Annotated in this window: 20 protein-coding genes and 2 pseudogenes; 11 read left to right on the top strand and 11 right to left on the bottom strand. The window is 68.0% G+C overall.

Annotation, left to right across the window (positions count from 1 at the left end; translation table 11 throughout):
• The first annotated feature begins 107 nt into the window (after positions 1-107).
• The 9 genes and pseudogenes from AC3A6F_RS12690 to AC3A6F_RS12650 all read left to right on the top strand — a co-directional run bounded on the left by AC3A6F_RS12690 (position 108) and on the right by AC3A6F_RS12650 (position 12,146).
• A complete protein-coding gene (locus AC3A6F_RS12690; protein ID WP_487681186.1) occupies positions 108-2,774 on the top strand; it encodes a TonB-dependent receptor in 2,667 nt (888 codons plus the stop codon).
• Positions 2,775-2,871: 97 nt separating this feature from the next.
• Positions 2,872-4,788, top strand: a complete 1,917-nt coding sequence (locus tag AC3A6F_RS12685) for an MFS transporter (RefSeq protein WP_487681184.1) — start codon at positions 2,872-2,874, stop codon at positions 4,786-4,788.
• Between the two features lie 17 nt (positions 4,789-4,805).
• Positions 4,806-6,029: an ABC transporter substrate-binding protein gene (locus tag AC3A6F_RS12680; protein ID WP_487681303.1), complete on the top strand. Its 1,224-nt coding sequence runs from the start codon at positions 4,806-4,808 to the stop codon at positions 6,027-6,029.
• Positions 6,026-7,039, top strand: a pseudogene (locus AC3A6F_RS12675) (glycoside hydrolase family 20 zincin-like fold domain-containing protein); the annotation flags it as partial. The gene AC3A6F_RS12680 and the pseudogene AC3A6F_RS12675, both read left to right, overlap by 4 nt.
• Positions 7,025-8,263, top strand: a pseudogene (locus tag AC3A6F_RS12670) (family 20 glycosylhydrolase); the annotation flags it as partial. The pseudogenes AC3A6F_RS12675 and AC3A6F_RS12670, both read left to right, overlap by 15 nt.
• Positions 8,237-8,629, top strand: a complete 393-nt coding sequence (locus AC3A6F_RS12665) for a chitobiase/beta-hexosaminidase C-terminal domain-containing protein (RefSeq protein ID WP_487681301.1) — start codon at positions 8,237-8,239, stop codon at positions 8,627-8,629. The pseudogene AC3A6F_RS12670 and the gene AC3A6F_RS12665, both read left to right, overlap by 27 nt.
• A 77-nt stretch (positions 8,630-8,706) precedes the next feature.
• Positions 8,707-9,993, top strand: coding sequence for an ABC transporter substrate-binding protein (locus AC3A6F_RS12660; protein ID WP_487681182.1), 1,287 nt, complete (start codon positions 8,707-8,709; stop codon positions 9,991-9,993).
• Complete coding sequence (locus AC3A6F_RS12655) at positions 9,965-10,672, top strand: response regulator (RefSeq protein ID WP_487681181.1); 708 nt, start codon at positions 9,965-9,967, stop codon at positions 10,670-10,672. Before AC3A6F_RS12660 ends, AC3A6F_RS12655 begins: the two co-directional genes overlap by 29 nt.
• Positions 10,635-12,146 carry an ATP-binding protein gene (locus AC3A6F_RS12650; RefSeq protein ID WP_487681179.1) on the top strand — a complete coding sequence of 504 codons (1,512 nt, stop codon included), beginning with the start codon at positions 10,635-10,637 and terminating at the stop codon, positions 12,144-12,146. The genes AC3A6F_RS12655 and AC3A6F_RS12650 overlap by 38 nt, the downstream gene beginning before the upstream one ends.
• A 28-nt stretch (positions 12,147-12,174) precedes the next feature.
• Here AC3A6F_RS12650 and AC3A6F_RS12645 read toward each other — a convergent pair whose 3' ends face one another.
• From AC3A6F_RS12645 to AC3A6F_RS12595, 11 genes are all read right to left on the bottom strand, one after another.
• Entirely contained in the window at positions 12,175-13,206 is a 1,032-nt protein-coding gene (locus AC3A6F_RS12645; protein ID WP_487681177.1) for an SAM-dependent methyltransferase, read from the bottom strand.
• 2 nt (positions 13,207-13,208) lie between these two features.
• Positions 13,209-14,177, bottom strand: coding sequence for a phytanoyl-CoA dioxygenase family protein (locus AC3A6F_RS12640; RefSeq protein ID WP_487681175.1), 969 nt, complete (start codon positions 14,175-14,177; stop codon positions 13,209-13,211).
• Positions 14,178-14,319: 142 nt separating this feature from the next.
• On the bottom strand, positions 14,320-15,240 hold the full coding sequence (gene ppk2 / locus AC3A6F_RS12635) for a polyphosphate kinase 2 (RefSeq protein WP_487681173.1): 921 nt from the start codon (positions 15,238-15,240) through the stop codon (positions 14,320-14,322).
• Positions 15,241-15,374: 134 nt separating this feature from the next.
• Entirely contained in the window at positions 15,375-16,598 is a 1,224-nt protein-coding gene (locus AC3A6F_RS12630) for a ComEC/Rec2 family competence protein (RefSeq protein WP_487681171.1), read from the bottom strand.
• Complete coding sequence (locus tag AC3A6F_RS12625; protein WP_487681169.1) at positions 16,598-18,964, bottom strand: TonB-dependent receptor; 2,367 nt, start codon at positions 18,962-18,964, stop codon at positions 16,598-16,600. Before AC3A6F_RS12625 ends, AC3A6F_RS12630 begins: the two co-directional genes overlap by 1 nt.
• Positions 18,965-19,067: 103 nt before the next feature.
• Positions 19,068-20,030, bottom strand: coding sequence for a FecR family protein (locus tag AC3A6F_RS12620; protein WP_487681167.1), 963 nt, complete (start codon positions 20,028-20,030; stop codon positions 19,068-19,070).
• A gap of 3 nt (positions 20,031-20,033) precedes the next feature.
• A complete protein-coding gene (locus AC3A6F_RS12615; RefSeq protein ID WP_487681165.1) occupies positions 20,034-20,591 on the bottom strand; it encodes an RNA polymerase sigma factor in 558 nt (185 codons plus the stop codon).
• A gap of 122 nt (positions 20,592-20,713) precedes the next feature.
• On the bottom strand, positions 20,714-22,480 hold the full coding sequence (locus tag AC3A6F_RS12610) for a monovalent cation:proton antiporter-2 (CPA2) family protein (RefSeq protein ID WP_487681163.1): 1,767 nt from the start codon (positions 22,478-22,480) through the stop codon (positions 20,714-20,716).
• Positions 22,477-22,995 (bottom strand): nuclear transport factor 2 family protein, encoded by a 519-nt coding sequence (locus tag AC3A6F_RS12605; RefSeq protein ID WP_487681161.1) that lies wholly within the window; start codon positions 22,993-22,995, stop codon positions 22,477-22,479. The genes AC3A6F_RS12610 and AC3A6F_RS12605 overlap by 4 nt, the downstream gene beginning before the upstream one ends.
• 3 nt (positions 22,996-22,998) lie before the next feature.
• Positions 22,999-23,811 (bottom strand): SDR family oxidoreductase, encoded by an 813-nt coding sequence (locus tag AC3A6F_RS12600; protein ID WP_487681160.1) that lies wholly within the window; start codon positions 23,809-23,811, stop codon positions 22,999-23,001.
• Positions 23,812-23,849: 38 nt separating this feature from the next.
• Entirely contained in the window at positions 23,850-24,254 is a 405-nt protein-coding gene (locus AC3A6F_RS12595) for a GlcG/HbpS family heme-binding protein (protein WP_487681159.1), read from the bottom strand.
• 216 nt (positions 24,255-24,470) lie between these two features.
• On the opposite strand from AC3A6F_RS12595, the gene AC3A6F_RS12590 reads away from it, so the two are divergent.
• A complete protein-coding gene (locus tag AC3A6F_RS12590; protein ID WP_487681156.1) occupies positions 24,471-25,385 on the top strand; it encodes a helix-turn-helix domain-containing protein in 915 nt (304 codons plus the stop codon).
• Positions 25,386-25,410: 25 nt separating this feature from the next.
• Positions 25,411-25,794, top strand: coding sequence for a hypothetical protein (locus AC3A6F_RS12585; protein WP_487681154.1), 384 nt, complete (start codon positions 25,411-25,413; stop codon positions 25,792-25,794).
• Positions 25,795-25,842: the final 48 nt, after the last annotated feature.

The raw sequence follows: 25,842 nt of genomic DNA, 5'->3' as shown, positions 1-25,842 counted from the left end.
GCTACTGTCAAAACATGCAACGAAGAAAGTGGAAACGACAGCAGCACAGGCAGGTGGGATCACTCGAGATGACGGCATGACCGTCACGCTACCAAAAGGAAAACAGCATGCTTGAATCGAACCGCAGGAAGACCTTGATCAGTTCCGCCGTCGCCGGCGCCATGGCGCTGCTGGCCGCCCCCGTTTCGGCGCAGGAGGCCGTGGCGGAAGCGCCGCCGCCATCCCCGGACACCATCCAGGAAGTGATGGTCACCGCCACCCGCTACAGCACCTCGCTGCTCAAGACCCCGGTCGCGGTCTCCGCCGTGACCCAGGAAGAGCTGACCCGCAAGGGCGTGGTCAACATCAAGGCCCTGACAGGCGACATCCCGAACCTGCAGCTGGGCGGCGCGGTCGACGGCAGCTCGGGCGTGCAGATCGCGATCCGCGGCGTGTCCAATTCAGACTTCACCGAGATCGGCAACCCAGCTGTCGGCCTGCACGTGGCCGGCATCTATTCGCCGCGGCCGCAAGGCGCGCTGGCGCTGCTGTTCGACCTGGACCGCCTGGAAGTGCTGCGCGGCCCGCAGGGCACGCTGTTCGGCCGCAATTCCACTGGCGGCAGCATCAACATCATCCCCAACAAGCCCGTCATCGGCAGCAAGGAGGGCAATGTGATGCTGGACGTGGGCAACTACAACCAGCGCCAGCTCTCGGTCGTGCAGAACCTGCCGGTCAACGACCGCTTCGCGCTGCGCCTGACCGCCAGCGGCGTCAAGCGCGACGGCTGGATCGACCAGCGGCGCGACGACTACGACGTCAACATGCCCTCGAAGGGCTTCTACGCCGACGGCATTCCCGATACCGACCAGCGCCTGAACCGCGACGTGGGCAAAGGCGACTACTACACCAATCGCGACCAGTGGGCGGCGCGTATCTCGGGCCTGTGGAAGGTGACGGACAACCTGCAATGGCTGGTGGCGTTCGAGAATTACCAGAACAACGACGCCGGCGACATCGCCATGAAGGATTGCGACCAGGCGGCCGGCACCGCGTATGCCTGCACCGGGGGCAAGTACAGCGTGGCGATCAACATCCCTGGCATTACCGACATGTCGATCCGCACCGCGCGCTCGAACCTGGTGTGGAACGTCAATGCGCAGACCGACGTCGAGTACAGCTATGCGCACGCGATCCAGCGCCGCTTCCAGCAGCAGGACAGCGACGGCGGCTACCATCCGATCGAGGCCGACGTGGACGCCACCGCCACCAGCATCGGTGACCGCTGGCCGGTGTATGACAACGGCACGTACACGCTGAACTCGAAATTCGCGTCCGACGTGCACGAGCTGCAGCTGCGCCAGAACTTCGGCAAGCTGCGCTACGTGGCCGGCCTGTTCTACATGAAGGAAAAGAACACGCTTGACTACGGCCAGGACTTCCGCGGCGGCGGCCCCAACGGCTACCCGACCGCGAACTTCTACCACCAGCCGCACCGCATCTCGGAATCGAAGGCCGTCTTCGCCCAGGCCGACTGGGAATTCATCCCAAAATGGACCTTCACCGCCGGCGTGCGCACCAGCCGCGACGAGCGCGAGGACGCTAACGGCCAGTTCTGGGAAGCCTATGGCGCCGACTACTTCAATGGCCTGTACACGCCCGGCGCCCCGGGAACCCCGGGCTGGCAGGGCATCGATTCGAGCATGCTGTTGCCGGGCATGGGCGCCTATTACGGCAGCGGCGCCTTCCCGGCCGCGGCCTCGATCAGCAACCACAAGGATGCCTGGCGCAAGACCACCGGCCGCCTGGGCCTGACCTGGCAGGTCGATGCGCGCAATATGTTCTACACCTCGCTGTCGACCGGCTACAAGGCCGGCGGCTTCAACGACCGCTTCAACCTGTGCGGCAATATGCTCGACCCGAACGGCGTGCCGTATGACTGCGCCACCGGCCCGAGCGGCCCGCAGTATTCCTTCCTGCCGTACAGCCCCGAGACCGTCACCAACCTGGAGTTCGGCTACAAGGGCAAGATGCTGGACGACCGCCTGACCCTGTCGGCCACCCTGTTCTACAGCCGCTACAAGGACATGCAGATGACGGGCCAGCACACGGTGGGCCAGAACAAGCGGCCATGCGCCGCCGACGAGCCGGGCTGCAATGCGGTGATCAGCTGGTGGTCGACCCGCAATATTGGCCGCGCCAACATCAAGGGGCTCGAACTCGAAGGACAGTATCGCCCTTGGCGTGACGCGCGGCTCACCTATTCGGCCTCGCTCCTTTCCGCCAAGGTGGCCGACTACCACACCTTCAGCGACGACCTGGGTTGCGGTTCGCGCCTGGCCCAGGGCATCACGCCATGCCCGGATTACTACTCGGGTCCGGACACCTCCCTGTCCCAGCTGCGTCCATACAATGTGGTCGGCAACCGCCTGCCGTATTCGCCGCCGCGCACGATGAACCTCTCCTTCTCGCAGGACTTCCACTTCAGTAATGGCTGGATGCTGACGCCGTGGGTCCAGGCGCGCTGGCAGGACAAGATGTTCTTCAACCTGCGCAACCTGGACGAAGCCCACCTGTCGAGCGTGCAGGGCGCCTATGCCCAGGTGGATGGCTCGCTGCGCCTGAACGGACCGGACGGCGACCGCTACCCGTGGTATGCGGAGCTGTACGTGCGTAACGCCTTCGACAAGCGCGCCAAGACCTGGGCCGGCATCGGCGGCCCGGACGAGCGCTTCACACTGGCGTCCTACAACGATCCGCGCATGTTTGGACTGCGGGTTGGCACGAGCTGGTAACCTCTGGTAGAAGTAGATGGCAGGACGCAGCCGCGCGCAGGAGACCGCGCGGCTGCAGTCCTGGAACACGAAGCATAGATCTAAGCGAAGGCAAGGAATGGCCATTGACAACAAGCAACGCATGCACCTGTTCTTCCTGACGGCGATCTGCGGCCTTGGCGGGCTGCTGTACGGCGTCGACATCGGGATCATCGACCCCGCCTTGCCCTATCTGCACCGGGCGACCAGCCTGACCGAAGGCCAGCTGTCTCTGGTGGTGGCGGCCGTGATGGCCGGCTCGATCCTCGGCTCGGTGGTGGCCGGCATGCTGGCCGACTGGCTCGGCCGCAAGCCGATGCTGGTGGTGAGCGCCTTGCTGTTCGTCGGCAGCGTCACCGTGATCTACCTGTCGCAATCCTTCGTGCCGCTGCTGCTGGGGCGCCTGCTGCAGGGTTTATCCGGCGGCGTGATCGCGGTCGTGGTGCCGCTGTACCTGGCCGAATGCCTGCCGGCCGACCGGCGCGGCCGCGGATTGGCCTTGTTCCAGTTTGCCCTCACGGCCGGCATCGTGCTGGCCGCCTTCATCGGCAACCATTATCTTGGCAATGCCGAACTGGCGATCCAGGCCGCCGGCAGCGATGCCGTCGCCGCGACCGCGGCCGCCGACCACGCCTGGCGCAGCATGTTCATGGCGGTGGTGTATCCGGGTGCGCTGTTCCTGCTCGGCTGCCTGTTCGTGTCCGAGTCGCCGCGCTGGCTGATGCGAAAGGGCCGCACCGGGCAGGCCCGCGCCGTGCTGGGGCGCCTGCGCCCGGCCAGCGCCTGTGCTGCCGAAGTCGATGAGATCCAGGCCTCGCTGGCCGAAGAACGCGCGCGCCCGAAGCTGTCGCGCGGCGCCTCCCTGGCCGAGATGCTGACCGAGCGGCGCTATGTGCTGCCGTTCGTGCTGGCCTGCGTGATCCTCGGCTGCAACCAGGCGACCGGCATCAACTCGCTGCTTCAGTTCATGTCGACCATCCTGCAGCATGCCGGCCTCGACCCCGTGAGCGCGGCCAGCCACGGTACGGCGATCAAGATCCTGAACATGGTGATGACGGTCGGCGCCATCGTGCTGGTCGAGCGCAAGGGGCGCGTGTTCCTGCTCAAGATCGGCACCGCCGGCATCATGGTCTCGCTATGCCTGCTGGCGCTGCTGTTCCACCGCTTCGAGTCGGAGCGGGTCGACGTGCACGCCGAGGTGGCGGCGCTGGTAAGTAATAATGCGCTCGACCTCAACCTGGTCGACGCGAAGCTGGGCAACGCCGCCGGCCCGGTGCAGCTGACGATCCTGTACCAGTACGGCGATGCGCAGCAGGTGGCCGAAGCCTATACGCCGACCGCCGAAGCCCAGGCCGTGCTGGCGCGCGAGGCGGCGCTGGCGGCGACCTTGCCGCCAGCCCAGCGTGCACTGCTCGACGGCGCCCGCGCAGCGTGGAGCGGCCGCGGCGACCCGGCGGCGCTGGACGCGGCCCAGCAGATGATCGCGGGCCTGCCGGCCGAGGCGCGCGCCACGCTGGACGCCGCCCGCCGCGTGTACATGGCCCAGCGGGTATCGGTGCAGCCGCCGAAGGGCGCCCCGGACGGCGTGCCGCTGGAGATCGTGCGCGCCACCGTCGGCCCCACGCCGGACGAGCGCAGCGGCCAGCTGGCGGCCCTGTTCATCGCCTTCTTCATCGCCTCGTTCTCGATCGGGCCCGGCGTGTGCGTGTGGCTGGCCCTGTCCGAGCTGATGCCGACCCGGATCCGGTCGGTAGGCATGGGCGTGGCGCTGCTGATCAACCAGGGCACGGGCACGCTGATCGCCGGCGCCTTCCTGCCGATCGTCGGCAACTTCGGCTACCACATGATGTTCCTGTTCTGGGGCGCCTGCACCGCCATCTACTTCATCACCGCCACCTTCTTCCTGCCCGAAACCCGCGGCAAGTCGCTGGAGGAGATCGAACGGCTGTTCGCGGCGCCCAAGGCCAAGCGCGGTGCGGCAGGACAACACGGGTGAGGGGGATCCTGAAAGGCATGCTCGGCGCGCTGCTGGCGGCGGCTGTATTGCCGGCCACTGCCGGAACCCTCGTGATCGAGAGTTGGCGCGTGGACGACAAGGCCTTGTGGGAAAACGTCCTGCTGCCGGCCTTCGCGCGCCACCATCCCGACGTCACGGTGAAGTTCGCGCCGACCGCGCCGACCGGCTACGACGCCGCCCTCGGCGTGCGCCTTGCCAAGGGCACCGCGGGCGACCTGATCGCATGCCGGCCATTCGACGTGTCGCTGGCACTGTACCAGGGCGGCCACCTCGATCGCCTGGACGGCAAGCCGGGCCTGCAGAATTTCGACCAATCGAGCCTGGTGGCCTGGCAGACGGACGACGGCAAGGACACCTTCTGCATGCCGGTGGCCTCCGTCATCCACGGCTTCTTCTACAACAAGGACATCTTCCGGCGCCACGACCTGCAGCCGCCGCGCACGGTGGACGACTTCTTCCGCGTGCTCGACGTCCTGAAAAAGGCGGGGGTGACGCCGCTGGCGCTGGGCACGGCCGAACAGTGGGAGTCGAGCCAGATCGTCTACACGAATATCGGCCCGAATTTCTGGCGCGGCGAGGAGGGACGCAAGGCGTTGATCGCCGGGCGCGCGAAGCTCACCGACCAGCCCTTCGTCGATGCCCTCGACTTCACGGCGCGCCTGGGCCGTTACCTGCCGGCCGGAGCGGCAAGACAGACCTATGCGGCCAGCCAGGCCAGGTTCGCGTCGGGCGGCGCGGCGATCTACCCGGCCGGTTCGTGGGACATCGCGCACTTGAGCCGCACGCCCGGCCTGGCGCTGGGTGTGTTCCCGCCGCCGCTGCCCAGAGAGGGCCAGGCCTGCCACATCTCGGACCACATGGACCTGGGGCTGGGCGTGAACCGCAATTCCAGGAACAAGGAAGACGCCTACAAATTCATGGCATGGGTGGGGTCGCAGGAATTCGCCGACCTGTACACGAACCGGTTGACGGGCTTCTTCACGTTGTCGCACCACCTGATTGCGGTGCGCGACCCGGTGGCCAAGCAGATGGCCGAATGGCGCAAGCGCTGCGCATCGACGATCCGCGTCAATGCGCAAGTGCTCAATCGCGGCCAGCCGAGCATGGAAGTCGAACTGTGGGCCGTGACTTCGCAGGTATTGAACGGCAGCCTGGCGCCGAGCGATGGCGCCGTGAGGCTGCAGAACAGGGTCGAGCAAGGCCGACCAGGGCAAAAATGATATGGACGAGTGCGCATCTGCGCAATAAGGAGACACTCTTGGGCAAGACAAAGATGGTTGGCGGCGCCGTGGCGTCGACCCTGATGGCGGCCATGATGGCCTTCGCGCTGCCGGCGATGGCGCAGCAATCGCAGGCCACGACCACCTCCGCGGGCGCGGTGGCGAACGGTGCGAAACTGCACCTGCAGTGGGAGCTGCGGCGCCCCGTGGCCGGAGCGCAGCTGCCGAAGGGGACATCGCCGGCGCGCTTTACGCTGACCAACCGCGACAGCCAGGCCCTGCCGGCCCAGGGCTGGTCGCTGTACTTCAATGCGATCGATCGCATGCCCAAGGGCGTGCAGTCGAGTGGCATCCTGCTCGAGCAGATCGCCGGCGGCCTGTTCCGCCTGTATCCGGGCCCCGGATTCAAGGGCCTGGCGCCGGGCCAGACCATCGCTTTCGACTACCAGCATTCGGACTCGGTCTATACCTCCTCGAAGGCGCCGTCCGGCCCCTACCTGGTGTACGACACCGCGCCGGATACCGGCGTCGCGCTTGCCTACAGCGTGGTGCCGCTGGCGCAGCCGCCGCAAGCCGGGGTGAAGGACAGTCCGCACTCGCTGGTGACGCCGCAGGATACGTACCAACGTAATGCACGTGCAGCGCTGCTGCCCGCGTCCGCAGTGCCGAAGGTCTTGCCGACGCCATTGCAGCTGGACGCCGGGAAGGGCACGCTGGCGCTCAAGGGCAAGCCAGCAGTGGAGGCCCCAACGAACCTGGCCAACGAGGCGGCGCTGGCGCGTTCCTTGTTCCCGGCCGACTTGCCGGCTAATGGTGGCCCCGCCCTGCGCCTCTCGGTGGGCAGTGTGCCCGGCCAGAGCTCGCCCGAAGCCTACCGCCTGACGATTGCGGCCAATGGCGGCATTGCCATCGTCGGCAACAGCGCGGCCGGCGTGGCCCACGGCCTGCAGTCGCTGCGCGACCTGATGCCGCTGCCGGGAACCAGGTCGCCGACGCTGCCCGAACTCACCATCGTCGACGCCCCGCGCTTCGGCTACCGGGGCTTCATGCTGGACGTATCGCGCAACTTCCATGGCAAGGAAACGGTGTTCAAGTGGCTCGACCTGATGGCGCGCTTCAAGCTGAACAAATTCCACTTCCACCTGACCGACGACGAAGGCTGGCGCCTCGAGATCGCCGGCCTGCCTGAGTTGACCGACATCGGCGCCGTGCGCGGCCATGCCGCCAAGCCCGGCGTGCGCCTGCAACCGGCCTATGGCTCAGGACCCGACCCGAAGAACCCGAGCGGTAGCGGTTACTTCACCCGCGACGAGTACAAGGAAATCCTGCGCTATGCACAGGCGCGCCACATCGAAGTGATCCCCGAGATCGAGATGCCGGGCCACGCGCGCGCCGCCGTGCAGGCGATGGAAGCGCGCTACCACCGCCTGAAGGCGGCCGGCGATCCGGACTATGCGAAGTACCTGCTGGGCGACCTCGAAGACCGTTCGGTGTACAACTCGCCGCAGCTGTTTGGCGACAATGTGATCAATCCGGGGCACGAGTCGAGCTATACCTTCATCGCGCACGTGGTGGACGAGGTGGTCAAGCTGCACCGCGAGGCCGGCGTGCCGCTGTCGACCATCCACATGGGCGGCGACGAGCTGGCCCACGGCGCGTGGGAAAAATCGCCCGTCAGCGCCGCCATGATGAAGAAGCACAATCTGGAAACCGTGGTCGACCTGTGGGATTATTTCTATGACCGTGTCGATGGCATCCTGCGCAAGCATGGCGTGTTCATGTCGGGCTGGGAAGAGCTGGCCGCGCGCCAGACGATGCTCGACGGCCGGCCCAAGCTGATCCCCAATCCGCGCTTCCCCGAACGCGGGTTCTCGGCCTATGTGTGGAACAACACGGTCGGCAACGAAGACCTGGCCTACCGCCTGGCCAATGCCGGCTACGACATCGTGCTGACGCCGGTGACGCGCATGTATATGGACATGGCCCATAACGCCAATCCGGACGAACATGGCGTGAACTGGGGCGCCTACGTCGAGTTGGACACGGTCCACGACTTCATCCCGCTCGACATCAACAAGAATGCGCCGGAGGCGGCGCGTATCGGCAAGGACCGCCTGACCGACTACGGCAAGCGCCGCGTGCGCGGCCTGCAGGCCAATCTGTTCGTCGAGACCGTGCTCGAGCCTGGCCGCATCGATTACCTGGTGATGCCGCGCCTGGTGGCGGTGGCCGAGCGCGGCTGGGCGGCGGATCCGGCCTGGGCGCGCGAGAACGATCCGGCGAAAGCGGAAGTGCTGCACCGCGCCGCCTGGACTGGCTTCGTCAACGCTCTCGGCCAGCGCGTGCTGCCGCGCCTCGACCTGGACGGCTCGAAGGTCGCCTACCGCATCGCGCCGCCGGGGATGGTCGAGGAGCGCGGGCAGGTGAAGGTGAACCATGTCTTGCCCGGGATGGTGCTGCGCTACACGGTCGATGGCAGCATGCCCAACGCGAGCAGCCCGGTCGTGAACGGCCCGATCGCGGCGCGTGGCACGATCCGCGCCGCCGCCTTCGACCGCAACGGCAGGATGGGCCACGTCGCCAGTATCGTACGGCGCTGAGGCCCTTGCTATAATCGGTGCTTTCAGCGGGATCGTGGGTGATGGCGTCGATGAAGAAAGTGGCCTGGCCTGGTGTCATGAGATGGGCGTTGGCCCTGGCTTGCACCTGCGCCGCCGCGCCTTCTGTCGCCACCCCCGGCCCTGGCCTGCAAGTGCTGCACTGGTGGACCTCGGCCAGCGAACGCAAGGCCGCCGACATGCTGGCGACCCGGCTCGCCGACGAGGGCATCGCCTGGCAGGACGCCGCCATCCCCGGCGGCGCCGGCCTGGGCGCCGGCAAGGTCCTCAAGGGCAGGGTGCTGGCCGGCGACGCGCCTGAAGTGACCCAGTTGATCGGCCCGTCGATTGCCGAATGGGCCGACCTGGGCCTGCTGCTCGAACTCGACAACGTCGCCGATGCCGGCGATTGGCGCAGCTTCCTGTTCCCGACCATCCAGCAGCTCGTCGTGCACCGCCGCCACGTGGTGGCCGCGCCGCTCGGCATCCACCGTGTCAATACGCTCTACTACAACCGCCCGCTGTTCGCCCGCCTCGGCCTGACGCCGCCCGTCAGCTGGCGCCAGTTCGAAGAAGTGGCGCGGCGCCTGCGCGCGGCCGGCGTTGCGCCGCTGGCCCAGAGCAGCGAGGCCTGGCAGGTGGCGGCCCTGTTCGAGAACCTGGTGCTGGCCGAGAGTGGCCCGGCCTTCTATCGCGAACTGTTCGTGCAGCGCAGCCCGTCCGCCGCCGCGGACCGCCGCACCCACGAAGCCTTGCTGCGCCTGCGGACCATCAAGGGCTGGCTGCAGGGCGAAATCGACGAGCGTCCGTGGCCCGAGGTGGTGCGCCGCTTCGCGCGCGGCCAGGCCGGCATGATGATCATGGGCGACTGGGCCAAGGCCGAACTGGCCGAATACAAGGCGCTGCCGGACCGCGACTTCGGCTGCGCCGCGGCGCCGGACACCGCCGGCTACCACCTGTACAGCGTCGACACGCTGGCCATGTTCGCGGGCGACTACCGCCAGATGGCGGCCCAGGAAAAAATGGCGCGGCTGATGGTGGCCCCAAGCGTGCAGGCCGGCTTCAATGCGCAGAAGGGCGGGGTGCCGGTGCGGCGCGACGCCGACCCGGGCACGATGGACAGCTGCGCGCGTCAATCGTGGACCGTGTTCGCGCGTGGCGCGGCGGTGCAGGCGCCCAGTCTGGTGCACCGCATGGCGCTCGACGAAGCGAGCCGCGACGCCATCATCGCCGAAGTGCATCGCTTCTTCCTGGACGACCGCGTGCCGCCGTCCCAGGCCCAGCGCCGCCTCGGCGCGCTGTTCCGGCTATTCAATCTCAAACCTCTTGGAGTGGCAGGTGCGCAAGATACTGATCGTGGACGATGACCAGAAGACCCGTGAACTGCTCAAGACCTACCTGGAAAAGAACCAGTACGAGGTGATCCTGTCGCATGACGGCGAGAGCTTCCTGGCCGCACTGCAGGCCCAGGCCGACGGCTTGTGCCTGGTGATCCTGGACGTGATGCTGCCCGATACCGACGGTTTCATGCTGTGCCGCCAGGTGCGCCAGCGCTCCAACGTGCCGATCATCATGCTCACTGCGAGCTCGGACGAGACCGACCGCATCGTCGGCCTGGAGCTGGGCGCCGACGACTATATCGCCAAGCCCTACAGCCCGCGCGAGCTGCTGGCCCGTATCAAGGCGATCCTGCGCCGTTCGGCGCAAGACACGCCGGCCGCGCGCTACTACCGTTTCGTGGGCTTCACGCTCGACCTCACCGAGCGCAAGGTGCTCGATCCCGACGGCGCCCAGGTGGCGCTGACCGGGCTCGACTTCCAGCTGCTGAAGTATTTCGTCGAGCATCCCGGCATCGTCCTCGACCGCGGACTGCTGTGCGAGGAGACGCGCGGGCGCGACGTCGGGCCGACCGACCGCTCGCTCGACGTCCAGGTCAGCCGCCTGCGGCTGCGGCTGAACGACGACGGCAAGCAGCCTGCGCTGATCAAGACCGTGCGCGGCGCCGGCTATGTGTTCTCGGCCGACGTCAGCGTGTCCAGTGTCTGACGGGCTTCTGCGGCGCCTGGTGCCGGCCTCGCTGCTGGGTCGCCTGATGCTGGTGATGGCGGCGGGCCTGCTCGTCACGCAGATAGCGGCCAGCGCGATCTGGGCCAGCCAGCTGCGCTACAAGTCGCAGGTGGAGACGCAGTCGGCATCCAAATATGTGGCGCACAGCGCGGCCGGCGCGATCCGCTTCTTTCGCAGCCTGCCGCCGGCCTACCGCGCGCTCATCATCCAGCAGTTGCGCGAGATGGGCGGCACGCGCTTCTTCGTCAACCTGAACCACGCCTATGTGCCGGTCGAGCAGATCGCGCCGCATCCGCTGGCCGACAAGGCGCTCGCCGTGGTTGCCGCCACGCTCAAGAGCGACCTGCCGAATTCGCCGGGCTTCCGGCTGGCCTTCGCATGGCCCGACCGGCTGGTGGTGGCCGAACACGACGTGCGCCTGGAAGACCTGCCCAACGCCTGGGTCCAGCACGTGTTGCTGCTGCAGCCCGATCCGGCGCCGATCCTGGTGATCCAGACCGAGATCGAGCCGGGCAACTGGCTGTACATGGCGGCGCTGATGCCCAATCCTTACTTCCTGAGCGGCAGCGACCCGTTCAGCTGGGACCGATTGATGCCGCAGGCGCTGTCGCTGGCCGTGGTGCTGCTGCTTTGCCTGCTGGTGGTACGTTCGATCACACGGCCGCTGGCCGCGCTGTCCGATGCCGCCGCCGCCGTCGGCCAGGGCCACGACGACGCCACACCGCCTTTGCCCGAAACCGGCAGCCGCGAATTCGTCAACACGGCGCGCGCCTTCGGCGCCATGCGCGAGCGCATCGCCCGTTACATCGAGGACCGCGAGCGCCTGTTCATCTCGATCTCGCACGACTTGCGCACGCCCATCACGCGCTTGAAGTTGCGCGCCGAACTGCTCGACGACGACGCCTTGCGCAACGATTTCGAGGAAGACCTGGATGAACTGGACATGATGGTCAAGGGCGCGCTGCAGTGCGTGAAGGACAGCGACATCCACGAGAATCCGGCCGATATTCGCCTCGACGCGCTGCTGGGACGATTGGTGAAAAGCGCGCGCCTGGCCGGCCACGAGGTGGGCTACCAGCCGTCCGGCATCACGGTGCGCGGCAAGCCGCTGGCGCTCAAGCGCGCGCTGGGCAACTTGCTCGACAATGCGCTGTTCTATGGCGCCCGCGCCGGAATCACGGTGCGTGAGGAGCCGGGCAGCGTGGTGGTCGAGGTGCGTGACCACGGGCCGGGCGTGCCGGAGGACGCGCTGGCCAGCCTGTTCGATCCCTATGTGCGGCTGGCCCACGGGCGCGACAGCAACGATGGCGGCATGGGCCTGGGCCTGGGCATCGCACGCGGCATCGTCGAGGCGCACGGCGGCCGGCTGGAACTGCGTAACCATCCCGACGGCGGCCTGGTGGCGCAGGTAAGGCTGCCGGCGCGCAGGCTGGCCGCCATTGCCGCTGCGTGACAAGGCGAGCTTTCGCACATGGGCGCATTCAGCCCGGCAGCACGGCGTAGTCGAGGCCCGGGTCGGCGCCCAGGCGGTAGTGGAAGCGCACCTTCTGGCCGGCGGCGAACAGCGGCTTGCCCGGCAGGTAGCGCGGTGTGTTCAGGCTGCAGTCGCCCTCGGTCAGGCCGATGCCGTCGAAGACCGTGATGTCCGTGAGCAGGCGTAGCGTGGTGTGCGGCGCGATGTCGGCCGGAATGGTGAACGTGGCCGCCGGCAGCGCGCCGTCCACTTCGGCGTCCCAGGCCGTCGCCGCGGCCGCGTCCAGCGCGAACACCTGGCCCAGGCGGACGGTGTCGCGCCAGGCGCTGGTCGCGTCCGGGCGTTCGCTCAGCGCGCAATCGACCCGCACCGAGGCCGGCACCATCAAAGCGCCCGGGGCCTGGGCGAGCAGGTTGCGGGCGATCGCTACCTGCGGTTCGCGCTTCAGGGCCGCGCTCATGGTCTCGCTGACGATCACGTCCGGTAGGGCGGCCGGGTCGAGCCGGACCGTCGCAGCGTCGGCCTGGATCCAGGACGTCACGCCCGCATCCAGGCCGAGGGCCGCCACCAGCCTGCGCGCCGGCGCCAGCGCTTCGGCGTGGATGTCGAGCATGGTGAACGTCGCCCGCTCCTTCGGCCACAGCGCCAGCAGGGGAAGCAGCAGGAAAGCGAACGGTCCGCAGCCGGCGTACAGCACCCGCACCGGGCGTCCCTCGCAGCGCCTTGCCGCCTGTTCCATGGCCCGCGACGCGCCCTGGATGAAGGCGGCGCTGCGCAACACTTCGTGCGCACATTGGGCGGCCGAGAGCGGCGACACCGCCAGCCCGGACGGCAGCCAGCTCTCGCCGTCGCAGATATTGCCTTGCACCGATCTCTCCATGGTGGACAGGCGTTCGGCGAGCCGGCGCAGGTCCTGGACCGGCCCGATGGCCGCGTGCAGGTCGGTACCGGTGGCCAGGATGGCGCGGGCAATCGCGCACAGGCGCGCGAGCTCGTTCGTGCCGGCGTCGGCTCGCTCGTTGTTCGTCGTGTCGTTCATGGTCAGATCCACTGTGCTTGATGATCGATGGTGTCGGGCAGGTAGGTCAGGTATTGCACCATGCGCGGCAGCTTGCCGTGATTGGGCGTGGCGCAATGGGGCAGGGCCTGGTGCCACAGGATGAAGTCGCCAGCCTGGCCCGGCACCGGAACCGGCTCCAGGTCGTGCAGCGCCCAGTCGCGCGGATGAACCCCCGCCGGCACCCGCGCCAGCCAGTCCGGCAGGCGCGCGTGGAAACCGGGAACGCAGTGGAAGGCGCCGTCGAGCGGTCCGCAATCGCCGAGGTATAGCAAGCCCTGCAGCCGGAACGGCATCGGCAGGCACAGGCTTGCATCCCAGTGCAGGGGGCTGCCCTGGAAGCGCGAGCCGCCGTCCTCGGGCGGATTGAAGCTGACCTTGTCGATGGACGGATAGACCGCGGTGCTGCCATACAGCTGTTCGCAGACGCGCCGCACCAGCGGCGCGGCGCGGTTGGCGGCAAGCGCCGGATGGTCGTAGAAGTCGAGCATCATGCCGCGCTTGCCGGGATGCTCGCGATACCAGGAGCCGGGATCGTCGGCGCTGGCGCCGAGGAAGTCCCAGATTGCCTCGCACGCCGCCTCGCACTGCGCGCGCGGGACGACGCCCGGCAGCACCAGGTAGCCATGGCGGTGCCAGAATTCCCGCTGGGTCGCCGTCAGTGCGCCGTCGTCGACGCCAGCCGCCGGATCCGGGACGGCCGGCTGCGGCCGCCCGGTTTCCAGCAGCCAGTCCCCGAACGCGTGCCGGTCCGGGCGCTCGCCATACAGGAATTGCAGCGCGGTCTCGATCGAGATACCGCGCCGGTACAGGGCCCTGACCTGGCGCTGCCAGTCCGGCCCGCTGGCAGGGCCACGCATGCCGACGCTGTGCTGCCGCAACGCTTCGAGCGCGGCATCGTCGTCGTCCAGCCGCGTAGGGAGATGTATCTCAACATGTTCTTGCAAGGTCATCGGTCAAGTCCAGGAGGCCGGCGTGATGGGATCGCCACGCGGCAAACCGATCTGAAGCTTAGCAAAAAGAACAGTTCCTGGACAGAAAATCGTCGCGCCGCTTCTCTGACAGACCACAGGCCGGCTGCGCGCCGGCCGTGGTCTAGAACACTTCCGGCACGATGATCTCGGGCGGCACTGGCCGCCGCACGTAATCGTCGTGATATTCTCGTTCCGGCAGCGCGATCGCCGGCCGCTCGACTTCTACATAGGGCATCTGTTGCAGCAGATGATGGATGCAGTTCAGGCGCGCACGCTTCTTGTCGACCCCTTGCACCACCCACCAGCGCGCCTCGGGAATATGGGTCCGCTCGAGCATGATTTCCTTGGCCCGCGTGTACTCTTCCCAGCGCCGGCGCGATTCCAGGTCCATCGGGCTGAGCTTCCACTGCTTGAGCGGATCGTGGATGCGGCTCAGGAAGCGCGCGTTCTGTTCTTCGTCCGAGATCGAGAACCAGTACTTGATCAGCTGGATGCCGGAGCGCACCAGCATGCGTTCGAACTCAGGCACTGTCTGGAAGAATTCCTCGTACTGGTTGTCGGTGCAGAAGCCCATCACGCGCTCGACGCCGGCGCGGTTGTACCAGCTGCGGTCGAACAGCACGATCTCGCCCGCTGCCGGCAGGTGGGAGACGTAGCGCTGGAAGTACCACTGGGTGCGCTCGCGGTCGTTCGGCGCCGGCAGGGCCGCCACCCGGCACACCCGCGGATTGAGGCGCTGGGCAATGCGCTTGATGACGCCGCCCTTGCCGGCGGCGTCGCGACCCTCGAACAGGATCACGACCTTGTGGCCGGTGTGCACGACCCAGTCCTGCAGCTTGACCAGCTCGGCCTGCAGGCGGAACAGCTCATGGAAATACTGGCGACGGGCTTCCTTCTCCTGCTCGCTGCGGGTAGGCGAGGGCAGCAGCGTTTCGGGATCGAGGTCGCGGTCGTCGAGCTCCATTTCGAGCTCTTCGTCGTAGCTATCGGTGAGGTCGCGCTGCACGCGGTGGGTGAGGTCGGTAGTGTGGGCGGTAGACATGGAAGCATCCTCAGGGAACAAGAAAATCCACCCGGTGCGGGGCCGGTGGATGGGCGGCCGTTCACGAGAAAACACACCGGGTGACCGGCCAAGTCTAGCGCCCCGGTGTGTCACCCATATGACAAGGCGCAGCGTCAAGGTGCCATGCGCGCCGTCGCCAGTTTCACGATATCGGCCTCGTCCCCGTTGCCGGTGACCGTCACGTGGAAGTGGCCGCCGCCCGGCGCCACCCGCACGACCACGTGGCCGTCGTGGCTGCGCAGGCGCCGGGTCAGGCGGCCGTTGGCCAGCAGGTTTTCGCGCATCACGGAGGTGGCGAACACGTCGCGCGGCCCCGGATAGTGGCGCTCGCTGAACATCCGCTCTAGCTGCAGCATGTCGGGGTGGGCGATGTGCCAGGATTGGATCACCCAGACGCGCGGCCGCAGGGTGCGCACGATGTCGCCGTCCAGGCCGTCGAACATGCCGTGGTGGTCGGCGGTGGCCACGGTGACGGGGCCGGCCGCGCGCGCCGCCGGCCCCAGCACGTCCTGCCATGGCAGCGCGCCGTCTGCCGTGTAACTGGTCAGGTCGCCGCCCGTGAAGTAACTGAACGGGCCGTAGCCGATGCGCAGCGCGGCCGAGCACTGGTTCTCATTGGGCCAGTCGGCGCGCGGCAGGGTTGCCAGTTCCGGGAACAGCGAATGGGTCGATTCGCCCTGGCCGGTCCAGACCACGCCATTGGCGGCCACCGTGCGGATGTCCCAGTCCGGTGCGCCCGGCCGATGACCGCGCGGCGCGACCTGGCTGGAGCTGCCGACCCGGAACCGCTCGACCGCCAGCCCGGCCGCTCGCCGCGCCGCGATCCAGGCCCGGTAGCTGGCGGCGAACGGAGCGTCGACGCGCTGCGGATAGGCGTAGTCGGGAAAGCCGCGGTCGATCACGGTGCGCACCGGGAGCTGTTGTGCGACGTCGGCGACGCCGTCCGTGTGGTCCGGATGCACATGGGTCGCCAGCAGGTAATCGATGCCGTCCAGACCGGCCCGGCGCAGGTGGCGCGCCGCATAGCGGCCGACCCACTCCCCGGGACGGCGGCTGGCGTCGGGGCGCGGCGCCACCGACACGTCGAGGGCGTTCAACGAGGCGCCGGCATCGATCAGGAGGCTGGTGCCGTCCGGCAGCAGGACAAAGGTCGCGTTGCCGCGTCCGGTGGCGATGTGGTGGATTTCCAGCCAGCCTGGCTGCCAGGGCGCCAGGCGCTCGCCAAGCCGGTCGGGTACCTCGCCGGCGGCCGCCAGCGCCTGCGACGGCCATTGCCAGGCTGGCCCGGCCAGCAGCGCCGCCAGCAGCGCCCGGCGCTGCATCGACGGGGCGGCCATCAGAAGCGTCCCGTCAGGCTCAGGCCAAAGGTGCGCGGCTCGCCGGCATAGCGCGCACGCACGACCTGGGTCGAGCGCGTCAGCAGGTAGTCGGTATCGTTCGCATTCTTGACCCAGGCCAGCAGGCGCCAGCTGCGGTCGGGCGACTCGACGCCGGCCGACAGGTTGGCCAGGCCGAAGCCGGGCAGCTGCAGGTTGGGGTCGTTGGCGGCGCCCGTGTTGTAGCTGTCCTTCCACGCATAGCTGGCGGCGCCGACCAGGTAGCCGAACGAGACCGGATAGCTGAGGTTTGCCGCCAGGCCGGCCTGGCGCCGCGGCGAGTTCGACAGCGGGTTGCCGCTATTGTTGACGGTGCCGACCACGAACCGGTCGTAGCGCCCGTCGAGGTAGCCGAAGCTGGCCGACAGGTCGAGCCAGGTCGCCGCCTTCCAGGCCAGTTCGACTTCGGCGCCGTCGACGCTGGCCTTGCCGGCATTGACGATGGACAGAATGCCGGTCAGGGTATTGTTGACGAATTCCTGCTTGTCGCGATACTTCATGCGGAACAGGGCGGCGTTCAGGCGCACCCGGTTCTGCAGCCATTGCGACTTGAGCCCAAGTTCGGTATTGGTGACGGTTTCCGGGTCGAAGGGCATGCTGAAGGCCGCGACGCTGGTGGCATCGGCGTTGTAGCCGCCGCTGGTGAAGCCGCGGCTGGCGCTCAGGTAGGCCATCATGCCGCTGTGGGGCGTCCAGCTCAGCACCGCGCGCGGCGTGGTCTCGGTCCAGCTATGGGCCAGGCCGTCGACGCGCCAGCCGTTCGCCGGCCGCACCAGGTCGCTACGTACGAGGCTGACGCGCTTGCGGTCGCGCGTGGTGCGCGCGCCGACGGTCAGGTCGAGTGTGTCCGTCAGGTGCAGCGTGCCGTCCGCGAACACGGCGGCGCTGCGGCTGTCGACCGACTGCTCGGCCAGCGTGGAGCTGGCCTGCAGGCCCGTGCCGGCGGCCAGGCCGCGCACGCCGAGCTGGCGGTCGCCATTCTCGTCGGCGAAATAAAGGCCCGCCACGAAGTCGCCGCGCGCCCATTTGGGGCTGGCGTAGCGCAGCTCTTGCGAGAAGGTCGTGATCTGGTCGGCGTCGCGGGTGATGCTCTGGCTGCCGGCGCTCAGCAACGAATAATGGGCGCCGACGCCGGAATAATCCTCGCCCGACTGCGACTTGCGCCAGGCGCTGATCGAGGTGATCTCGCCCGCGTCCAGGCGCCAGACCAGTTTGGCGGACAGACCGGCGATGATGCGCGCGAAACGCTGCTCGACCCCGACTTCGGAGGTGCGCACGTCGCCATCGTTGCCCAAGGTGTCGGACGAGAGCGTGCGCCCGCCGTTGCGGTCGTCGCCATAGTCGGCGCTGAAGGTGGCGTCGAAGCCGCTGCCCGCGCGCACATACGCCTGGGCGCGAAAGTTCTGGCTGTCGATGTCGTCCTGCTCGCGGCCGGTCAGGCGATCGCGCCCCAGGCCGTCGCGCTTGCGCAGCGAGGACGAGATCTTGAAGGCCGCATTCTCTGACAACGGGACGTTGAGCACGCCCTTTGCCTGGCGTTCGCCGTGGTTGCCTGCAATGAGTTCCGCTTCGGCCGCGAACTGCGCCGGATCGGGCTGGCGGGTGGTGATCACGATCGCGCCGCCTGTCACGTTGCGGCCGAACAGCGTGCCTTGCGGGCCCTTGAGCACGGCGATCGATTCAAGGTCGAACAGTTCGAAGCTGGCCGCGCTGTTGCGCGGGATGAAAACGTCGTCGACCACGATGCCCACCGGCTTGTTTACGCCGATCTGGTTGAAGGTATTGCTGATGCCGCGGATCGCGATCGTCGGGTTGGCCTGGCTGAAGCTCGACACCAGCAGGCCCGGGGTCAGGCGCGCCAGGTCTTGCAGACCCTGGACGCGGTGCACGTCCAGGGTCTTGGCCGACAGCGCGGTCATGGCGATCGGCACCGCCTGCGCCGACTGGGTGCGCTTTTGGGCGGTGACGGTCACGGTGGTGAGTTCATTGTCTGCGGTTTCGTTGGAGGCGGCGCTATCGTCCTGGCCGGAACGAAAGACGAGGATGGCGTTGCTGCCATCCTTGCGGGTCGCCATGCCGGTTCCCGCCAGCAGCGCAGCCAGCGCCTGGGCCGGGTCCAGGCTTCCCTGGACGCCAGGGCTTGTGCGTCCCTGGACGTCGTCGGCGCGGTACAGCAGTTGCACGCCGCTCTGGGCGGCATAGCGGTCGAGCGCGGTGTTGAGGTCGCCGGCCGGGATCTGCAGCGGCATCGCCTGGGCCTGGACTGCGCCGCAGAACATGGCGGCGCACAGCGCGCCAATCAGGGTGGTGAGGGTAGGTTGTGCCATCGTCGTCGTTCCTGGTTTGAGAGGAGCCATGCGGCTCGATTGTGTACTGCTCCCCTCAATGACGGATGGTCGCGAAAAATCCGGTATGGCGCTCGCGAAAACTTCAGCGGCTGATTACGACATCCTTGCCGCGCCGTGCGGTGCGCAGGCCGAAACCCTGTTCGAGCAGGCGCAGGAAACCGTCGACATTGGTCGGCGCGAAGCTGCCTCCCAGGACGATGCCGGCCACCTCCGGACCATCCACGACGATCTTGCGCTCGTTGTAGCGATTGAACTCGCCGACCGCGTCGCCCAGCGGCGTCCGGTCGAACACGATCCGGCCTTCGCGCCAGGCCAGCTGGCGGTCGGTATGGGCGGCGTCATGGACGCTGCGGGCGATCGCGCCGCCGTGGGCCAGCGCCTCCTCGTCGGGCGAGAGTTCGACCGAGGACTTGCCGTCGCTGACCCGCACCCGGCCCTGAGCCACCAGCACGCGGGTGCCGCCGTCCTCGCGCCGCACCGTGAAGCGGGTACCTAGCACAGTGATGCGGCTGGCGCCGGCCTCGATGATGAAGGGGTGTTGCGGATCATGGGCGACGTCGAAATAGGCTTCGCCGCTGTCGAGCCAGACTGTACGCGCATCGTCCTGCGAGGAGCGCAGCCGGGTGTCGGTATTGAGCGTGAGGCGCGAACCGTCGGCCAGCGCGACCAGGCGGCTTTCGCCGACCGCTGTCGCATAGCGCTGGACGCCGTGGTCGCCCCTCATCGACGCCAGCTGGGCCCCGAGCGCGCAGGCCAGCGCGACGCCGGCGGCGATGCGCCAGGGTGAAGAGCGTGCCAATGCCGGCCTGGCCGTGGGCAAGGGTGCGGGCAAGGGCAAGGGCGCGCGCTCGTGGCCGCACAGGGCGTCCGCCTCGTTCCAGGCGGCGCGCAGGCGCAGCCAGGCCACCCGGTGGCGGGTGTCCGCCGCCAGCCAGGCAGCGAGTCCGGCTTGCCGTGCGTCGTCCCAGTCCGGCCCGTCCTGGCGCGCCAGCCACGCGGCCGCTTCTTCCTCGACCGTCGCGGCCTTCCTGTTCGTGTCAGTCATCTTTCATGTGCCTCTCTTGCGCAGCTTGCGTTCCAGCTTCGCGATGCCGGCGCCGATGCCGCGCGCGAACAGCGCGTCGGCCAGCGCGCGCATGCCGTTCGCGATCTGCCTTTCCACCGTATCCTCGGTGATCCCCATCTGTTGCGCCACCTCGCGCTGCGACAGTCCGTCCACCTTGCGCCGCAACACCACCTCGCGGCAGCGCGGCGGCAGCGCCTCGATCGCGTCGACCAGGACTTCCAGTTCGGCGCGCCCGCTGGCATGGCGTTCCGGCGTCAGTTCGTCGGCAGCCATGTCGTCGAGTTCGGCGAAGGCCTCGATCGACACCACCTGGCTCTTGCGGGCGCGGTCGATCAGCAGGTTGCGCGCCGTGGCCAGCACGAAGGCCGCCGGACGCTCCGGATAGCCGCTCCGCGCCGCCTCGTACACGCGCGCGTAGACCTCCTGGCGCAGGTCCGGCCATTCGGACGCATCGCGCCAGTTCCGGCGCAGGTAGCGCATCAGCGCGCCCTCGACGGGAAGTATCTCGTGGATGAACCACTCGTCCAGATCATTGAGCATGTGTTACATGGGTAGACGAACGGTCCTGGAAAATCCGGTATCGGATCGCATGAAAAGCGGCGCCGATAGTCTATCCCGTGTATATGACGGCTCGATGAAGCCTGGGCGGCCGCCGCCGCGGCTCAGCGCTCCCGGCCTTGCGCATTATTCCGGATCAGCCCCGGCGCCGCATACAGCCCCTCGGCAACCTGGATCGCCAGCCTCTCCGCATCGCGCTGGCGCACGGCGTCCATCACCGCGTCGCGCACGCCGGCGTCGGGCTCGAGCAGCTCGAGCGCCTTGCCGGCCAGGGCCAGCGCCGATTCGAAGGTCTCGCGCACCTGCCAGTCGACTCCGAGCCGGATCAGTTCGAGCGCATGCTCGCGGTCGAAGGCGCGCGCCAGCACCGGCGTGTGCGGGAACTCGGTCCTGGCGATTTCCACGATCCTGAGGCAGGCCTGGCGGTCGTCGATCGCCACCACGATCAGCCGCGCCTCCATCGCGCCGGCCGCCTGCAGGATGTCGAGCCGGGTGCCGTCGCCGTAATGGACCTTGAAGCCGAGCGGTTCCAGGTCGAAGATCGCCTGGGTGCTGGTTTCGATGATCGACAGCGAGTAGCCATTCTCGAGCAGCGGCTGGCTGGCGATCTGGCCGAAACGGCCGAAGCCGATCAGCAGCACGTTGGCCGACAGGTCCGCCGGCGGCGTCACCGACGCGGTCGATGGCGCCCACTTCGGCCCGAAGGCGTCGTACAGCATGATCAGGAACGGCGTCAGGATCATCGAGACGATGACGGCGGTGGTGAGGATGGCGTTCTGGCGGGCGTCGAGGATGCCGGCGGCGGTGGCGGCCGCATACAGCACGAAGGCGAACTCGCCGCCCTGGGCCATCAGCACGGCGCGGCCGACCGACTCGCGGTTGTCGAGGTCGAACACGCGGGCGACGCCATAGATGACCGCCATCTTGAGCAGCATGTAGCCGGCGACGGCCAGCGCCACCTGTTGCCAGCCGCTGGCGATCACGCCCAGGTCCAGGGCCATGCCGACACCGAGGAAGAACAGGCCGAGCAGGATGCCGCGAAACGGCTCGATGTCGGCTTCCAGCTGGTGGCGAAACGTCGATTCCGACAGCAGGACCCCGGCCAGGAAAGCGCCCATGGCCATCGACAGGCCGCCCAGCTGCATGGCATAGGCTGCGCCCAGCACGACCAGGAGGGCGGCGGCGGTCATGACTTCGCGCGCCCGCGCCTGGCCCAGCATGCGGAACAGGGGATCGAGCAGATAGCGCCCTGCCAGCACCAGGCCGGCGACGCTGGCGGCGCCGATGGCTAGGGCCTCGATCCGGGCGCTGCCGGCGATGCGGTCGGTGTCCGGTGCCAGCAGGGCCACCACCGCCAGCAGCGGCACGATCGCCAGGTCCTCGAGCAGCAGGATGGCGATCGTGCGCCGGCCGCGCGGCAGGCCGCGCACGCGGCGTTCTTCAAGCATCTGCATGACGATGGCGGTCGAGGTGAGTACGAAGCCAGTGCCGCCGACGAAGCTCTTGGCGAACGGAAAACCCAGCACCATGCCGAAGGCGGTGAGCAGGGCGCTGGCGCCGGCCACCTGGGCGAAGCCAAGGCCGAAGATCTCGCCGCGCATCGTCCACAGCCGCGAGGGCTGCATCTCAAGGCCGATCACGAACAGGAACATCACCACGCCCAGCTCGGCGACATGCAGGATGGCCTGGGGATCGGCGATGACCTGCAGGCCGAACGGTCCGACGATCATGCCGGCGGCCAGGTAGCCGGTCACCGAGCCCAGTCCCAGGCGCTTGAACAGCGGGACCGCCAGCACGGCTGCGCCGAGCAGCATCAGGATCGGCAGCAGCTCGACCGGGGCCGCCTGGGCGTGCCCGGCGGGGGCGCTCATGGCGGCGGGCCGGCGGGCTTGACCCGGGTCCAGAGTTCGTTGAACTCGATGGCGTCGAAAAAGGCCCACACCCGTAGCGCCCGCCCGTCGCGCATCTCCATGATCCAGGTGTAGGTGTTGACGTAGGGCTTCCCGTCGAGCGCCGTACCCTTGGCGTCGAAGAACACGATCACCGTGTCGCCGTCCGCGTACAACTGGCGCACGGTTGGCCGCAGCGGCTGGGCCATGCGCGCATTGAAGGGGTGGATCACCTCGTTCATGAAGGCGGCCTTGTCGGGATAGGTACGCGAGGCCAGCGAGCGCCCCACGATGGTCCACTGCGCATCGTCGGCCAGCAGGGCGAACGGCCCGCCTGTGCCCTCCGCCCAGGCCTTGAAGGCGGCGCGCACGCTTTCCCTGTTGGCCGATTCAGTCTCTGTCTTCATGGCGGCGCTGGCATCGCTGGCCCTCAGAGGGCAGGGCGTGCCGGCAGCCAGCAGCAGGGCCGCCAGGCACAGGTTTCGGAAGGTGGACATGGCCTAGATCGTGTTGTCCCAGGCGGCCAGCTGGTGCTGCTTGAGCATGTCCTCGATCACCTTGGGCATCACGTTGCGGAACTTGCCGCTGTCGGCCGGGACGATCTCGATCATGCGGTCGATCATCTCTTTCGGATCCATCTTGCCTTCGGGCGTGGCAAAGAAGTCGTCGAAGCCCTTGCGCAGCTGGGCGCGGCTGGTCAGATGCTTGCGCTCGTCGAGCCAGCGGAAGGGATTGTCCGCCATGGTTTCGTTGTAGCCGGTGTAGTAGGCGCCGGGGTTGATGGTCTGGATCCGGATCCCGTAGGCGGCCAGCTCCTGTTGCAGTGCCTCGGCGATCGCTTCCAGCGCGTGCTTGGTCGAGACATAGGTGCCCCAGTTGGCCGGCGTGAACAGGCCGCCCATCGACGAGGTGAACACCACCTTCTTGCCCTGCGGCTGGCCGCCGTCGATCCACTTGCGCACGACGCGCTGGGTGAGCGTGAGCGGCAGGAACACGTTCACCTCGTAATTCTTGCGCACCAGGTCGATCGGGATTTCCCAGACCGGCCCGGCCTCGCCCATGCCGGCATTGTTCCACAGGACGTCAACATCCCATGTCAGCGCCTGGTCGATGTCGTAGGGGTCCGTCAGGTCGAGGCGTTCGACCCGGATGCGCTCGGCAAGGTCCAGCTCCTGGACCTGCTCGCGCAAGGCGGTTACCTGTGACGACACGTGTACGGTGGCAATGATGTTGTGGCCATTCTTTGCCATGCCGATGGCGGCGCCGCGGCCGAAACCGACGGCGGCGCCGGTGATCAGGATCGTCTTGGACATGTGAATACTCCTTATCGTTGGAGAAATGAAGGAAAGTTTCAGGCGGCGAAAGCCGCGGCGCCGGCGCGGGCGATCTCCTGGTCCTGGGATACCGCGCCGCCCGAGACGCCGACCGCGCCGACCACCGCGCCGTCGCCGGACCTGAGCGAGATCCCGCCAGCGAAGGTCATGAGCCCGCCGTTGCTGAGCTCGAGACCGGGCGCCGGCGCGCCGGGCTTGCAGTATTCCCAGACGTCTTCGCTATTGCAGTTGAACAGGACCGCGGTCCTGGCCTTGCCCAGGGCGATGTCGATCGATCCCAGCGGAGCGCCATCCATGCGCTGGAACGCCTTCAGGTGGCAGCCGCCGTCGATGACCGCGATCACGGCGGGTACGCCCAGGGTCCGGGCCCTGGACTGCGCCGCCTCGATCATCGCCTGCGCTTGCTGGCTAGTGATAAGCATATGCATCCTCCCTCGTCGAACGTCACGGATCGGGTGTCGGCGGCTGCCACCAACGGCAGGTAGCGAGCTATGGCCAGGGACAGGGTATCGCTCGGCTTGGCCAATGGCCCGCTGCAGCCGCCAGCACCTGATACCGATTATCTTTAAAACATGGTTCGCGGCGTGGTAAGTTATTGCCAAGCTTTGGTATTTACTTGCCATCAATGGGAGGCGGTCATGCACCCTTCACCTGTGTCGGATAACCGGCTGCTGGCCACCCCGGTCGCGTCCAGTCAGGGCCGTCCCTGGAGCGGCGTCGGCATCAGCGTCTACGAGTGGACAGCGGCGGGAAGCGTCGGCTCCGGCGTGCTCGACCAGGACGTGATCGGGATGCGCATCTCGGGCGCCGTGCGCCTGACCCAGGTGCGCGACGGCAAGACCCATAGCGCCATGATCGGTCCCGGCAATATCGGCGTCCATCCGCGCGGCATGCCGTCCGAATGGGCCTGGGACGGTCCCGGCGCGATCATGCTGATGCGGGTGCCGCCGGCGCTGCTGCAGCATGCGGCCGAGACGGCGCTGCGCGGTGCGCTGCCCCGGACCGAGCTGGCCAACTGTTTTTCGGCGCGCGACCCTTTCGTGGAGCGCATCGTGGCGCTGTTCCTGGCCGAGATCGAGCGTGCGCCGCATCCGGCCCAGGCCTATGTGAGCCAGGCTCTGTCGAGCGCGCTGGCGCTGCACCTGGTGCACCGCTTCAACTGCCAGCTGGCGCCCCTGGCGCCGGTCCCGCGCGGCCTGAACCCGCGCAGCCTGCAGCGCGTGAAGGACTTCATCGACGCCCACCTGGGCGAAGAAATCGACCTGCAGATGCTGGCGAATGTCGCCAACGTCAGCCGCTTTCATTTCGCGCGGCTGTTCCGACGCAGCACCGGCGCCAGCGCCATCGCCTGGCTGGAGCAGGCGCGCATGCGGCGCGCGCAGGAGCTGATCCGGCAGGGTCGGCTGCCGCTGGCGCAGGTGGCGGCGCTGGTGGGCTACGCCGACCAGAGTTACTTCACGCGCCGCTTCCGGCTGACGGTGGGGGTGACGCCGGCGCGCTATGCCCGCTTGTGCGCGGCGGGGCGGGAGCTAGGCGAACGCATGCTATACTGATACCGTTCCGACTCCTGCAATGTATATGAGACGATTTTTCGTCATCTGCCTGACCCTGCTGCTCCCCCTGAACATGTTTGCCCTGGCCATGGCCGCATCCGCGATGCAGCCCGCCGCAGCGACGGAACGCGTCACACCCTCCGAAGTCCTCATCCACACGGCTGCGCTCGAGACCGATGCCGCCGTGCCGCTGTTCGCCGATGCCTACCTGTCGGGCGCTTACGATTGCCAGGCCGGCTGCGAGATCGATCCCGACGAGCCGCCGGCCGGCGCCGACGTCCACGACTCCGTCTACGAAGACCTCGGCCTGCAAGTGGACGGCGCTCCGGGAGGCGCGATCGCGCCGCCGGCGCCGCCACGCGCCAATCACTCCTCGTTTCCACCGCTAAAACCCCCGCGCATGGCTTGAGGGCCTGCTTCGCCGCCTGCGCGGCGCCCCTGGCCGATCACGATCCCC

The organism is Massilia sp. Soil_C_3 (assembly GCF_057657035.1).
The sequence above is the reverse complement of the archived record's forward strand: the minus strand, read 5'-3'. Positions and strand labels throughout refer to the sequence as shown.